This window comes from Massilia cellulosiltytica (assembly GCF_047325105.1).
Lineage (GTDB): Bacteria > Pseudomonadota > Gammaproteobacteria > Burkholderiales > Burkholderiaceae_D > Telluria > Telluria orientalis.
Genome location: NZ_CP168562.1, coordinates 6,035,359 through 6,048,743, shown reverse-complemented (window position 1 = coordinate 6,048,743; position 13,385 = coordinate 6,035,359). Strand labels below are relative to the sequence as shown.

Sequence of the window (13,385 nt, the reverse complement as noted above, 5' to 3'; positions counted from 1 at the left end):
CACAAGCTTTAGATAAGTGTAGTTCTCGTTCTTTAACAATCTGGAAGAAGTAAAGTTTTCTTTAAGCGTTCAATACGTTGAAAAATGTATCGAACACTTAGGGTAGTAATCTGTATGTATCAACAAACAAAGTAAGCTGAACTCTTGTCGATATGACGTTCCCTGATACTCATGCAGGGGCCAACGTTATAGGGACAAGTGAATAAGTGCACATGGTGGATGCCTTGGCGATTACAGGCGATGAAGGACGTAGTAGCTTGCGATAAGCTGCGGGGAGTGAGCAAACACACTTTGATCCGCAGATTTCCGAATGGGGAAACCCGGCCTTTTAGGTCATTGCATACTGAATACATAGGTATGCAAAGCGAACGCGGCGAACTGAAACATCTAAGTAGCTGCAGGAAAAGAAATCAACCGAGATTCCCAAAGTAGTGGCGAGCGAAATGGGATGAGCCTTGTACGTGATAGTCGATCGAATAGTGGAACAGCCTGGAAATGCTGGCCATAGAGGGTGATAGCCCCTTACACGAAATTCGAACGGTGGTACTAAGCGTACGACAAGTAGGGCGGGACACGAGAAATCCTGTCTGAAGATGGGGGGACCATCCTCCAAGGCTAAATACTCGTAATCGACCGATAGTGAACCAGTACCGTGAGGGAAAGGCGAAAAGAACCCCGGGAGGGGAGTGAAATAGATCCTGAAACCGTGTGCATACAAACAGTCGGAGCCTCTTCGTGGGGTGACGGCGTACCTTTTGTATAATGGGTCAGCGACTTACATTCAGTGGCGAGGTTAACCGAATAGGGGAGCCGTAGAGAAATCGAGTCCGAACAGGGCGACAGTCGCTGGGTGTAGACCCGAAACCAGGTGATCTACCCATGGCCAGGATGAAGGTGCGGTAACACGCCCTGGAGGTCCGAACCCACTAATGTTGAAAAATTAGGGGATGAGCTGTGGGTAGGGGTGAAAGGCTAAACAAACCTGGAAATAGCTGGTTCTCTCCGAAAACTATTTAGGTAGTGCCTCAAGTATCACCATCGGGGGTAGAGCACTGTTATGGCTAGGGGGTCATTGCGACTTACCAAACCATTGCAAACTCCGAATACCGATGAGTGCGAGCTTGGGAGACAGACGTCGGGTGCTAACGTCCGGCGTCAAGAGGGAAACAACCCAGACCGCCAGCTAAGGTCCCAAAGATTGGCTAAGTGGAAAACGAAGTGGGAAGGCTAAAACAGTCAGGATGTTGGCTTAGAAGCAGCCATCATTTAAAGAAAGCGTAATAGCTCACTGATCGAGTCGTCCTGCGCGGAAGATGTAACGGGGCTAAGCCAGTCACCGAAGCTGCGGATATGTGCTTGCACATATGGTAGGAGAGCGTTCCGTAAGCCTGAGAAGGTGTCTTGTAAAGGATGCTGGAGGTATCGGAAGTGCGAATGCTGACATGAGTAGCGATAAAGAGGGTGAAAAGCCCTCTCGCCGAAAGCCCAAGGTTTCCTGTTCAACGTTCATCGGAGCAGGGTGAGTCGGCCCCTAAGGCGAGGCAGAGATGCGTAGCTGATGGGAAGCAGGTTAATATTCCTGCACCGTCGTATGATGCGATGGGGGGACGGATCGCGGAAGGTTGTCCAACTGTTGGAATAGTTGGTTCTTGACTCATAGAAGGTGCTTAGGCAAATCCGGGCACGTAATTCAAGGGGTCGAGACGTGTGTCCTTGTGACACGAAGCAATCGGAAGTGGTTCCAAGAAAAGCCTCTAAGCTTCAGTCATACGAGACCGTACCGCAAACCGACACAGGTGGGCGAGATGAGTATTCTAAGGCGCTTGAGAGAACTCGGGAGAAGGAACTCGGCAAATTGGTACCGTAACTTCGGGATAAGGTACGCCCCGGTAGCTTGACTGCTTTACTGCAGAAGGGTGAAAGGGTTGCAATAAACTGGTGGCTGCGACTGTTTAATAAAAACACAGCACTCTGCAAACACGAAAGTGGACGTATAGGGTGTGACGCCTGCCCGGTGCTGGAAGATTAAATGATGGGGTGCAAGCTCTTGATTGAAGTCCCAGTAAACGGCGGCCGTAACTATAACGGTCCTAAGGTAGCGAAATTCCTTGTCGGGTAAGTTCCGACCTGCACGAATGGCGTAACGATGGCCACACTGTCTCCTCCCGAGACTCAGCGAAGTTGAAATGTTTGTGATGATGCAATCTACCCGCGGCTAGACGGAAAGACCCCATGAACCTTTACTGTAGCTTTGCATTGGACTTTGAACCAATCTGTGTAGGATAGGTGGGAGGCTTTGAAGCGGGGACGCCAGTTCTCGTGGAGCCAACCTTGAAATACCACCCTGGTTCGTTTGAGGTTCTAACCTTGGCCCGTGATCCGGGTCGGGGACAGTGCATGGTAGGCAGTTTGACTGGGGCGGTCTCCTCCTAAAGTGTAACGGAGGAGTTCGAAGGTACGCTAGGTACGGTCGGACATCGTGCTAATAGTGCAATGGCATAAGCGTGCTTAACTGCGAGACCGACAAGTCGAGCAGGTACGAAAGTAGGACATAGTGATCCGGTGGTTCTGTATGGAAGGGCCATCGCTCAACGGATAAAAGGTACTCTGGGGATAACAGGCTGATTCCTCCCAAGAGTTCATATCGACGGGGGAGTTTGGCACCTCGATGTCGGCTCATCACATCCTGGGGCTGTAGCCGGTCCCAAGGGTATGGCTGTTCGCCATTTAAAGTGGTACGTGAGCTGGGTTTAAAACGTCGTGAGACAGTTTGGTCCCTATCTGCCGTGGGCGTTGGAAATTTGAAGGGGGCTGCTCCTAGTACGAGAGGACCGGAGTGGACGAACCTCTGGTGTACCGGTTGTCACGCCAGTGGCATTGCCGGGTAGCTAAGTTCGGAAGAGATAACCGCTGAAAGCATCTAAGCGGGAAACTCGCCTTGAGATGAGATTTCCCGGAGCCTTGAGCTCCTTGAAGGGTCGTTCGAGACCAGGACGTTGATAGGTCAGGTGTGGAAGTGCAGTAATGCATTAAGCTAACTGATACTAATTGCCCGTACGGCTTGTCCCTATAACCTTGGCAGTCATGCCAATGCAAGGGTTCAGCTGTTTGTTGAGACAACAGATTACGAAAACTGCTTCTTCCGGATTCAGAGTGACGCATGCAATAAGCTGCGGCACTCGTACAAGTTATGCCTGATGACCATAGCAAGTCTGTACCACCCCTTCCCATCCCGAACAGGACCGTGAAAAGACTCTGCGCCGATGATAGTGCTGCAACCAGTGTGAAAGTAGGTTATCGTCAGGCTAGTTATTAAGAAAACCCCGTCGAGTGATCTCGACGGGGTTTTTTGTTTTGGAAAACGAAGCCCGCTCGCTCGGATTGGCACTGCCAATTCTCGCTCTGAGCGGGCTTTTTGCTTTTCACTGGCGTTGTAGCGCAGCAGCGTGCGCCGCGTCGATGAGCCAGCGCCAGGCGCGCGTCTCGTCCGCAGCGGGAGATTCGCCCTTCAACGCGGCCAGCAGTTCTTGAAAGCGCGCCCGCGCTCCCCCGGTGGCATACTGGTCCTGGAGCCACTGCACGAAAGCGCCGTCCGGTACGCGCCCCATGGCGCGGGCGGACGCATCGAGCCACGCGCGACCGGCCGCGACGCCTTCGGGAGCCGTGGGCGCGACGCCACGCACGACCGCGTCGACGGCGGTGCGGTAGCCGCTGACTGCCGCCGCGCGATAGGCATCGGCATCCAGGGCGCCCTCCCAGAACGCGCTCACGCCCTCCTCGAATTCCCGCATGACGTTCGGGTCCTGCAGCATGCCGGCCAGTTCGGTCCACGCCTCAATCTGCGTCGGCGTGGGATGCTCGGGAAGCGTCGGGGCTGCGGCCGCGGTCCGGCTGCGCCACGTGTCGTCGACGGGCGCCCCGCTCGTCACGCGCTCCATGAACGCGGCGACCAGCGCTTTCATCTGCTCGTTGTTTACTCTGCTCATCTTCCAATACCTCCTCATGGTGTCGACATCAAGGTGAGGGAGGGCCAACGTCGCACGGAGGACCGATGCGGCCCGCTGCTTGGCCGCGATCTCGGCATCGAGGATGGCGAGGCGCGTGACAAGCACGTCGCGCACGTCGCCGCGCGTGCGCAGCAGCCGGCCGATCGCATCGAGGCCGATGCCGGCTTCGCGCAGCGCGCCGATGAGATCGAGCCGCGCCAAATCATCCTCGCTGTACAGGCGATAGTTACTGTCGGTGCGCACGGCAGGCGGCAGCAGTCCTTTGTCCGAATAAAAACGGATGCGCCGGACCGGCTGTCCGGACAGGCGCGCCAGTTCTCCGATCGTGTACGTCTTGGCTCCCATGACTCCAGAATGAGGTTTCCACCAGATGGAGAGTCAAGCATTCCGCTACAATGCGCAACTGTTGTCTTTCCATTACGCCGAATGTCGCGCTCCTTCGTCTACGTACTGCTGTCGCTCCTGCTGCTCATCACGCAGCAGATGTCGTTGCAGCATGCGGCGACGCACGTCGCCGAGGCTGGCAGCCCGCATGCGGCTGCGCAGGTGGAGCGGGGCGCCGACGGCAAGCCGGCGCTGCGCGATCTCTGCGCGTTGTGCCTCGACGGCGCCCAGCTGGCATTCGCGGCGCCGCCCTCGGTGCATGTCTTCGTGCCGCTCGCACTGGCCGACGAGGGCCCGGTCGACCCGATTCGCACCGGCATCCGTCCGCAGCCGGTCCACGTCTACCAGCCGCGCGGTCCACCTCAAGCCTGATCAGTTCCTTCAATCGATGCATCGTACCGCCATGGCGCTTGCGCCCTGGCGGCGTTGCGCGTTATGCGCTGAACAGGATTTGAAAACATGAAGATCAAGAACACCCATCTGCGGTGCGTGCCGCTGCTCGCCGGTACGCTGTCTTTCCACGCCATGGCCGAACCGCCGGCCGGCACCGTACTCGTCACCGGCCAGCGCACTGCCTACCATGCCCTCACCGTGGCCGGCGCCACGAAAACCGATGCGCAACCGCTCGACCTGCCGCAGAGTACCCGGACACTGGACGCCGACCTGCTGCGGGATGCGGGCGTCACCAACCTGGCCGGCGCGCTGGAACTGGCCAGCGGCATCGCCCGCCAGAGCGACCTGGGCGGCCTGTGGGACAGCTACGCGATCCGCGGCTTCACGGGCGACCCGAACTTCGGGTCGGACTACATGGTCAACGGCTTCAGCTCGAGCCGCGGCTACAACGGCCTGCGCGATGTCGCCGGCACCCAGTCCATCGAGATTCTGAAGGGACCGGCATCGGCGCTGTACGGCCGCGGCGAGCCGGGCGGCACGGTCAACATCGTGACGAAAAAGCCGCGCTTCGCCCCGCAATACGGCATCGACGCCGCGCTGGCGAGCCATGGCACGCGGCGCGTCGCCGCCGACCTGACCGGGCCGTTGTCGGACAGCGTCGCGTACCGGTTCAACCTGGCGCACCAGGCGGGCGGCAGCTTCCGCGACGTCGTGCACACGGAACGCGCCTACGTGGCGCCGTCCATTCTCTGGCAGGCGGGCGACGGCACGACGGTGTCGTACGAGATCGAAGCGACGCGGCAGCGCACGCCGTTCGACCGCGGCGTCGTCGCGGTCCCGGGCCGGTTGCCCGTCTCGCGTTTCCTCGGCGAGCCGGCCGACGGTCCGGTCATCGTGCAGTCGGTGGGACAGCAGCTGTTCGTCCAGCACGCGCTGGGCGAAGGCTGGTCGGTGCAGGGCGGCGCATCCTATCGCGACAGTGCGCTGGCCGGGTACTCGACGGAAGCCAGCGACCTCGCGGCGGATGGCCGGACGCTGCGCCGCCAGCGGCGGCATCGCGACTTCGCGGCCATCGACCGTTCCGCCCGCGTGGAACTGCTGGGCCGGCTCGCAAACCATGCCATGCTGGTCGGCGCCGACACCTACCGCTTCGATGACCGGCGCGTGCAGCTGCGCCGCAACCCGTCGGCCGCGAACCCGTATGCGCTCGACATCTTCGACCCCGTGTACGGCGGCACGTCCGCGCCGCTCGCCGTGTCGATCGATACGCGCGAACTCCAGCGCGCCACGGGGCTCTACGTGCAGGACCAGCTGGACCTGACGGCGCGCTGGAAAGCGCTCGTCGGCGTGCGCCATGACCGGTACCGCCAGACCGTGATCAACCACCGCACGGCGGCCGTCAACCACCAGCGCCTCGGCGCCACCAGCCCACGCGCGGGACTGGTCTACCAGCCGACTGCCACGGTCGCGCTGTACGCGAGCACCGCGCGCGGGTTTCGCCCGAACAGCGGCATCGGCATCGACAACCAGGCATTCCCCGCGGAAGAGAGCCGCGCCGACGAGATGGGCGCGAAGCTCGACATGCCGGGCGGGCTGGCGGGTACCCTCGCGCTCTACCGGATCCGCAAGAAGAACGTCCTGACGACGAATCCCGTGAACCCGGACTACGCGATTCCCGCGGGCGAGGTCGCGAGCCGGGGCGCGGAACTGGACGTGTCGGGACGGCTGCGGCGCAACCTGAAGCTGTCGGCGTCGTACGCGTACACGGACGCGCGCGTGACCCGCGGCGACAACACCGTCCGTACCGGCAGCCGTGTGCCCAACGTGCCGCGCCACAGCGCCAACGTGCTGCTCGTCGCGGGCGATGCGCGCGTGTCGGCCGGCGCCGGACTCGCGTACGTGGGCGAGCGTTGCGGCGACGTGGCGGCGTCCAGCGGCTTCACGCTGCCCGGCTACACGACCGCCCGTCTCATGGCGGCGTATGCGCCGGACAAACGCTGGCGCATCGCGCTGGACGTCGACAACCTGTTCGACCGCCGCTACTACGCCAGTTCGTACAGCCGGCTGTGGGTCGCGCCGGGCAGCACGCGCACGGCGACCGCGACCCTGTCTTACCGCTACTGAGGAACGGTCATGAGCACCCAACGTATTGTCTCGATCGACGTGATGCGCGGTCTCGTCATGCTCCTGATGACGGTCGACCATGTGCGCGAGACGTTCTATCTTCAGCACCAGGTCGGCGATCCGATGGACGTGGGCGCGACGCCGCCCGCGCTGTTCTTCACCCGCCTGACCGCGCATTTCTGCGCGCCGATGTTCGTATTCCTGACCGGCCTGTCGGCCTGGCTGTATGCGCATCCGCCCAGCGGCCCGCGCAGCGCGACGGGGTTCCTCGTCAAGCGCGGCCTGTTGCTGCTCGCGCTCGAGGCGACGGTCGTGAATGCCGCCTGGTCGGGGACGCCGCTGTCCACCATGTACCTGCAGGTGATCTGGGCCATCGGCCTCGCCATGCTCGCGCTGGCGCTGCTGCACCGGCTGCCGCTCGCGCTGCTCGGCGTGCTGGGCCTCCTCATCGTGGGCGGGCACAATGCGCTGGAACAGGGGGCGCTGCCCCCGGCGGCGTGGACGATCCTCGAACAGCGCGGCTTCCTCGCGCTGGACCCGGTCCGCGTCAAGGTCAGCTATCCCGTGCTGGCCTGGATCGGCGTGATCCTGCTGGGCTATGCGTGCGGCCCCTTGTATGCCAGGGCGGCCGCGCCCGCGCTGCGCACGCGCTGGCTGACCGGCGTTGGCATCGCCTGTCTCGCGTCGCTCATCGTCCTGCGCAGCGCGAACGCGTACGGCGAGCCCGTGCCGTGGACGCCGCAAGCGGACCCCGTGCGCGCCACGATGGCCTTCCTCAACTTCACGAAGTATCCACCGTCGCTCGACTTCCTCCTGTTGACGCTCGGCGTGGGCGCCATCGTGCTCGCGTGGGTCGAGCGCGTGGACACGGCGCCGACCCGCGCCGCGGCGGTGTTCGGCGGGGCGCCGCTGTTCTACTACCTGCTGCACCTGTATGCGCTGCTGGCGCTGCAGAAGCTCGCCGCCGCCGTGCTGGGCGTGCCGCGCGCGGACGTGGCGCACGTCTGGCAGGTGTGGGCGCTCGCCGCGCTGCTGGCTGTCGTCCTGTATCTGCCGACGCGGCTGTTCGGCGGATACAAGCGCACGAGCGGGAAACGATGGGTGAAGTATTTCTGATAAGCTTGTCAATTCATCCAGAGAGGAGCCCATGAACGAGCGGACCGCACGCGATGTCGTCCTGATGCGCGCCATCGAAACCGCCGACACGAAGCGCGAGATACTGACCGAAGACGACCGCGTCTACGCCAGCCGCAGCGCGCGCGAGCTGGCGCACTGGCAGGCGGCCGAAGGCAAGAGCGAGCCGCGGCTCGACCATTTCCTCGGCCAGCGCGCGGAACTCATCCTCAAGCGGCTGGCCGAGCGCACGCCCGCGTTTGCGGCGTTCCGCCAGCGGCGCAGCCTGCTGCCCATGCTGGCCGTGCTGCTGCCCATCGTCGGCTTCGCGGCCGGCGCGGGACTGGACCGCATCGGCAATCCGCATCGCGTCGACCTGCTGTCGGCCCCGCTGCTCGCGATCCTCGCGTGGAACCTGCTGGTCTATCTCGCGCTGATCGTGTGGGCGCTCGTGCCGTCGAAGCGCACCGGCTGGGCGAGCCCGCAACTGCTGCGGCGCCTGTCCGTCGGCAAGGCCGCGCTGCCGCGCAAGCTGCCGGCGCCGCTCGCCGCCGGCATCGCCCAATACTTCGCGGACTGGTCGGCGCTGACGGCCAAGCTCACGCATTTGCGCCTCGGCCGCACCATCCACCTCGCGGCCGCCGCATTCGCGCTCGGTGCGATCGCGTCGCTGTACGCGCGTGGCGTGCTGACGCAATACGCGGCCGGGTGGGAGAGCACGTTCCTCGATGCCCAGCAGGTGCACACGCTGCTGTCGGTCCTGTTCGCACCGGCGCTGGCCGTGTTCCCGCTGCAGGGCTTCACCCTGGCCGACATCCAGGCGCTGCGCTTCGTGCAGGAGCCGTCGCCCGCGGGCGGCGCCCGCTGGGTGCACCTGTATGCGGCGACGCTGTTCCTGCTCGTCGTGCTGCCGCGCCTCGTGCTGGCGCTCGTGTCCGGGCTGCGCGCCCGCCGCCTCGCGCACCGCTTTCCGCTCGACCTGGGCCAGCCGTATTACCGGCTGCTGGCCGACCGCGTCGGTGCGTCCGGTCCGGCCGTGCTGCGCGTGATCCCGTACAGCTTCACCGTCGACGAGCCGCGTCATAAAGGCCTCGCTGCCGTCGCGGCCATGGTGCTCGGCGAACAGGCGCAGTTGATGCTGCGCCCATCGTGCCCGTACGGCGAGGAGCCGAAGGAACTGCTCCGCGATGCGCGCCTCGACGATGCCGACGTCGCCATCACGGCCGTCCTGTTCAACCTCGCCGCCACGCCGGAACGGGAAAACCACGGCGCGTTTCTCGAGTACCTGGCGCGCAACACGCCGCGCGGCATCGCCGTGCTGCTCGACGAATCGGGCCTCGTGGAGCGCGGCGCCGTCGACGCCCGCCTCGTCGAGCGCGTCGCGTTGTGGCACCAGTTCTGCCAGTATCACCATATCCAGGGGACCGTCGTCGACCTGCTGCATCCGGAGCGCCATCCGCTCGATCTCGGCAGCGGCCTTGCGGTGTCGGGGGGCGCATGAGCGCGCAATCCGTCGACATCCAGTTCGCGCTCGTCTCGCACACGAACAACGGCAAGACGACCCTCGCGCGCACCCTGGTGGGCATGGACGTGGGCGAGGTGCGCGACGCCGCCCACGTGACCGTGTTCGCCGAAGCGCATACCTTGCAGACCAGCGGCGCGGGCGATCGCCTGCTGTTGTGGGACACACCCGGCTTTGGCGATTCCGTCCGGCTGCTCAAGCGCCTCGCGCAGGCGGGCAATCCGATCGGCTGGTTCATGCGCGAGGTGTTCGACCGCTACCGCGACCGGCCGTTCTGGCTCAGCCAGCAGGCGCTGCGTGCGGCGAAGGACGCGGCCGACGTCGTGCTGTACCTCGTGAATTCGTCCGAGGATCCGCGCGACGCCGGCTACCTGCCGGCCGAGATGCGCATCCTCGAATGGCTCGGCAAACCGGTCGTCGTGCTGCTCAACCAATTGGGGCCACCGCGGCCGGACGAGCAGGAACAGGCGGAACAGACACGCTGGAAGGCCCACCTCGACCAGTTCCCGATCGTGCGCGACGTGCTCGCGCTGGATGCGTTCGCGCGCTGCTGGGTGCACGAGGACGTGTTCTACGAGCGCGTCGGCAAGCTGATCGACGAATCCAAGCGCGACGGCTATGCGCGGCTGCTCGCCGCGTGGCAGGCAAACAACGTGCAGCGCTTCCGCGAGGCCGTGGCCCTCGGCGCCCAGATGCTGGCCGGCGCCGCGCGCGACAGTCAGTCCATCGAGCAGGAGGGCAAGGCGAACCTGTTCAAGTCGGCGCTGAAGGCCGTCGGTCTCGGCAAGGACGAACAGAAGCGCCAGGATGTGGCGATGGCGGGCCTCGTCGAGCGGCTGGAGCGGCGCATCGGCGACACGACGGTCGGGCTGCTGCGCCTGCACCGGCTCGACCCGGGCGACGCGGGCCGCATCAATGCCCGCGTGCGCGAGAACTTCGCCGTGCGCGCGCCCATCGACAAGGCGCAGGCGGGGCTGCTCGGCGCCGTCGTTTCCGGCGCCGCGACGGGCCTCTCGGCCGACCTGATGGCCGGCGGCCTCACGCTGGGCGGCGGCGCGCTGCTCGGCGCGATCGTCGGCGCGCTCACGATGGCCGGCGCGGCCTGGGGTTTCAATACCACGACGGACCGCGACCGGCCGACCGTGCAGTTCGCGGATCCGTTCCTGCGCACGCTCCTCGTCGGCAGCGTGCTGCGCTACCTGGCCGTCGCCCATTTCGGGCGCGGACGCGGCAACTTCGTCGAAGGGGAGGCGCCGTCGTTCTGGCAGGCCGAGGTCGAACGCAGCATCGCCGCGCACGAGGCGGAACTGGCGCCGTTGTGGAAGGCCGTGCGCGTGGCGCCCGATGCTGCTGCAGCCGCGGCGCCCGTCCACGCGCTGCTGGGACGCGTGATGGCGGAGACGCTCGAACACCTGTATCCGGAGGCGGCGGCACGCGCGCTGGCACGCGCGGACATGTGACACCTGTTGCAAATTGGGACAGGCGCGGGCCGCGAACGCCGCCATCCAGGGCGTACGAAGCATGGCACGCCGATTGCTCATGTAGGGATAGACCGATAAACCTACAGGAGACATCACCATGAAGCACAAATTCCGCATCGCCGCCGGCGCAGTCGCCGTTGCCGCCGCCGCACTCACCTCGCTCTGGGCCAATGCACACGGCAACGTGGTCCCGCAAGCCGTCGACACGACGGGCCTGCCCGCCCTGGGCGACAAATGGCGCGAAGAGAATCCCTACCGCACCAACAAGCTGGCGCTGAAGATCGGCGCGTCGGCCTACGGGCAGAACTGCGCCCGCTGCCACGGGCTGGAAGCGGTGTCGGGCGGGATCGCGCCCGACCTGCGCCTGCTCGATCGCGACTGCGCCGGCATCAAGAACGAGAAGAAGAAGGATGCCTGCTACAAGGAGATCGACAACTACTTCCTGACCAGCATCCGCCACGGCAAGGTGCGCAACGGAGCCGTCTACATGCCGCCGTTCGAAGGCGTGTTCAACCAGGAAGCGATGTGGGCCATCAAGACCTACCTCGAATCCCGCCGCGCCGCCGACTGAGGCCGTCATGTCGACCCCGACTTCGCCATCGCGCCGCCGGCTGCTCGCGGCGGGCCTCCTGCTGAGTACCGGTGTCGCCTTCGCCGACGACACACCCGTGCTGCGCACGGCGGGCACCCTCAAGGTGGCCGTCTACAACGATCTGGCGCCGTTCTCCAACCACGGCCAGGGCATCGACGCCGACCTGGGCGCCGCGCTGGCCGGCAAGCTCGGGCTGAAGCTGGCGCTGTTGCCGTTCGATGCCGGCGACGAGCTCGGCGCCGACCTGCGCAACATGGTGTGGAAGGGCCACTACCTCGGCTACGGCCCGGCCGACGTCATGCTGCACGTGCCGGTCGACCGCATGCTGATGAACGCGAATCCGCAGGTCGAGATCTTCGCGCCGTACTACGTGGAGACCGTGCGGCTCGTGCGCAGCGCGCAGGCGATTCCGCAGTTCGATGGCGTGGAGGCGCTGGCGGGCAAGCGCATCGGCGTCGAGAAGGTGTCGATCTCCGGGATGGTCATGCTGGGCGAGGGCGGGGGACGCTTCCGCGAGCAGGTGCACATCTACCCGACCGCGATCGAGGCGCTGGAACAGCTGAAGGCGGGTAGCCTGGACGCCGTGCTGGCCACGCGCGCCCAGATCGAGTCGGTGATGAAGGGCGATCCCGCGTTCCCGTTGCAGGAGGTGCCGTTCGACCGCCTGCCGCGCGGCGGCTGGGCGGTCGGCATGGCGGTGAAGAAGGATAACGTCGCCCTCGCGCGCCAGTTGCAGGCCGCGCTGAACGACCTGGCGGCCAGCGGCGAACTGAAGACGCTCTTCGCGAAGTACGGAGTGCAGGCCGTCAGGCCGTGATCATTCGTCGGACCACAGCTTGCCGCCCGTGGCCCAGTGCTCGCGCTTGACTTCGTGGATCAGGATGTCCACGGAGTCGGGCGAGCATTCCAGCGTCCTGACGGTGGCTTCCGTGACGGCCTTTACGAAGGCGCGTTTTTGTTCCGGCGTACGGCCTTCGAACAGTTGAACGTTAATGGTCGGCATAGGGATTCCTTCAGGTTCGGTATTGGGGACTGGCGGCGTCCAGGCGGCGCAGCAGCGACGGCCATTCGAGCGCGCCTTCGGGCGAACCGTCGCCCACGAGCTGCGCATGGGCCGTCGCGCACATGGCAGCGGGCGGTTGCACGAGCGGCACGCCGGCGGCCTGCGCGCGCAACTGCGCCTCGCAGGCGCGGTCCAGCGTTTCCATCAGGACGAACGCTTCCGGGATGGTACGGCCCACGGTCAGGCTGCCGTGATTCCGCAGCAGCATGGCGGGGCGGTGGCCCAGGTTGTCGACGAGGCGCGCCTGCTCGTCCGGCGTCATCGCGATGCCCTCGTAGTCGTGGTACGCGAGCTCGCCATGAAAGCGCAGCGCGTACGGCGACAGCGGCAGCAGGCCGTCCCGCTGCATGCCGACGGCGATGCCGGCCACGTTATGCAGGTGCATGACGCAGGCGGCATCCGGCCGCGCCGCGTGCACGGCCGCGTGCAGGCGGAAGCCCGACTGGTTCACCGCGGCGGGGATCGCGCCGACGACGTTGCCGGCGCTGTCGACCTTGACGAGGTTCGACGCCGTCACTTCATCGAAGCACAGGCCGAACGCGTTGATCAGGTAGTGACCCGGCTCGCCGGGCACGACGGCCGAGATGTGGGTGTAGATGCCGTCGGCCCAGCCGTACAGCGCGCATAACCGGTAGCACGCGGCGAGGTCGACGCGTGTTTGCCATTCCGAGAGTTTGTCCATCACGCGAGCGTAACAGGCAACGCG

Annotated in this window: 10 protein-coding genes and 2 rRNA genes; 9 read left to right on the top strand and 3 right to left on the bottom strand. The window is 64.6% G+C overall.

What is annotated here, in order from left to right:
- Positions 1–192: 192 nt before the first annotated feature.
- Both ACEN9H_RS26475 and rrf read left to right on the top strand, forming a co-directional pair.
- Positions 193–3,069, top strand: a 23S ribosomal RNA gene (locus tag ACEN9H_RS26475).
- A gap of 124 nt (positions 3,070–3,193) precedes the next feature.
- Positions 3,194–3,306: ribosomal RNA gene (rrf, locus tag ACEN9H_RS26470) — 5S ribosomal RNA — on the top strand.
- A gap of 116 nt (positions 3,307–3,422) precedes the next feature.
- Here rrf and ACEN9H_RS26465 read toward each other — a convergent pair.
- The gene (locus tag ACEN9H_RS26465; RefSeq protein WP_413672653.1) at positions 3,423–4,352 is read right to left on the bottom strand and encodes a MerR family transcriptional regulator; all 930 of its coding nucleotides are present in this window, start codon (positions 4,350–4,352) and stop codon (positions 3,423–3,425) included.
- Positions 4,353–4,433: 81 nt separating this feature from the next.
- Between ACEN9H_RS26465 and ACEN9H_RS26460 the strand changes: the two genes are divergently transcribed.
- The 7 genes from ACEN9H_RS26460 (at position 4,434) to ACEN9H_RS26430 (ending at position 12,433) form a co-directional block, all read left to right on the top strand.
- Positions 4,434–4,763, top strand: a complete 330-nt coding sequence (locus ACEN9H_RS26460) for a DUF2946 family protein (RefSeq protein ID WP_413672652.1) — start codon at positions 4,434–4,436, stop codon at positions 4,761–4,763.
- Between the two features lie 87 nt (positions 4,764–4,850).
- On the top strand, positions 4,851–6,908 hold the full coding sequence (locus ACEN9H_RS26455) for a TonB-dependent siderophore receptor (RefSeq protein ID WP_413672651.1): 2,058 nt from the start codon (positions 4,851–4,853) through the stop codon (positions 6,906–6,908).
- A gap of 9 nt (positions 6,909–6,917) precedes the next feature.
- Positions 6,918–8,024 carry a DUF1624 domain-containing protein gene (locus ACEN9H_RS26450; RefSeq protein WP_413672650.1) on the top strand — a complete coding sequence of 369 codons (1,107 nt, stop codon included), beginning with the start codon at positions 6,918–6,920 and terminating at the stop codon, positions 8,022–8,024.
- A gap of 31 nt (positions 8,025–8,055) precedes the next feature.
- A complete protein-coding gene (locus ACEN9H_RS26445; RefSeq protein WP_413672649.1) occupies positions 8,056–9,522 on the top strand; it encodes a DUF2868 domain-containing protein in 1,467 nt (488 codons plus the stop codon).
- Positions 9,519–11,003 (top strand): DUF3482 domain-containing protein, encoded by a 1,485-nt coding sequence (locus ACEN9H_RS26440; RefSeq protein WP_413672648.1) that lies wholly within the window; start codon positions 9,519–9,521, stop codon positions 11,001–11,003. The genes ACEN9H_RS26445 and ACEN9H_RS26440 overlap by 4 nt, the downstream gene beginning before the upstream one ends.
- Positions 11,004–11,121: 118 nt before the next feature.
- Positions 11,122–11,595, top strand: coding sequence for a cytochrome c-550 PedF (gene pedF / locus ACEN9H_RS26435; RefSeq protein WP_413672647.1), 474 nt, complete (start codon positions 11,122–11,124; stop codon positions 11,593–11,595).
- A gap of 7 nt (positions 11,596–11,602) precedes the next feature.
- Complete coding sequence (locus tag ACEN9H_RS26430) at positions 11,603–12,433, top strand: substrate-binding periplasmic protein (RefSeq protein ID WP_413672646.1); 831 nt, start codon at positions 11,603–11,605, stop codon at positions 12,431–12,433.
- On the opposite strand, the gene ACEN9H_RS26425 is transcribed toward ACEN9H_RS26430, so the two are convergent.
- The gene (locus ACEN9H_RS26425; protein ID WP_056129743.1) at positions 12,434–12,619 is read right to left on the bottom strand and encodes a 4-oxalocrotonate tautomerase; all 186 of its coding nucleotides are present in this window, start codon (positions 12,617–12,619) and stop codon (positions 12,434–12,436) included.
- 10 nt (positions 12,620–12,629) lie between these two features.
- Positions 12,630–13,361, bottom strand: coding sequence for a class II aldolase/adducin family protein (locus tag ACEN9H_RS26420; RefSeq protein WP_413672645.1), 732 nt, complete (start codon positions 13,359–13,361; stop codon positions 12,630–12,632).
- Positions 13,362–13,385: the final 24 nt, after the last annotated feature.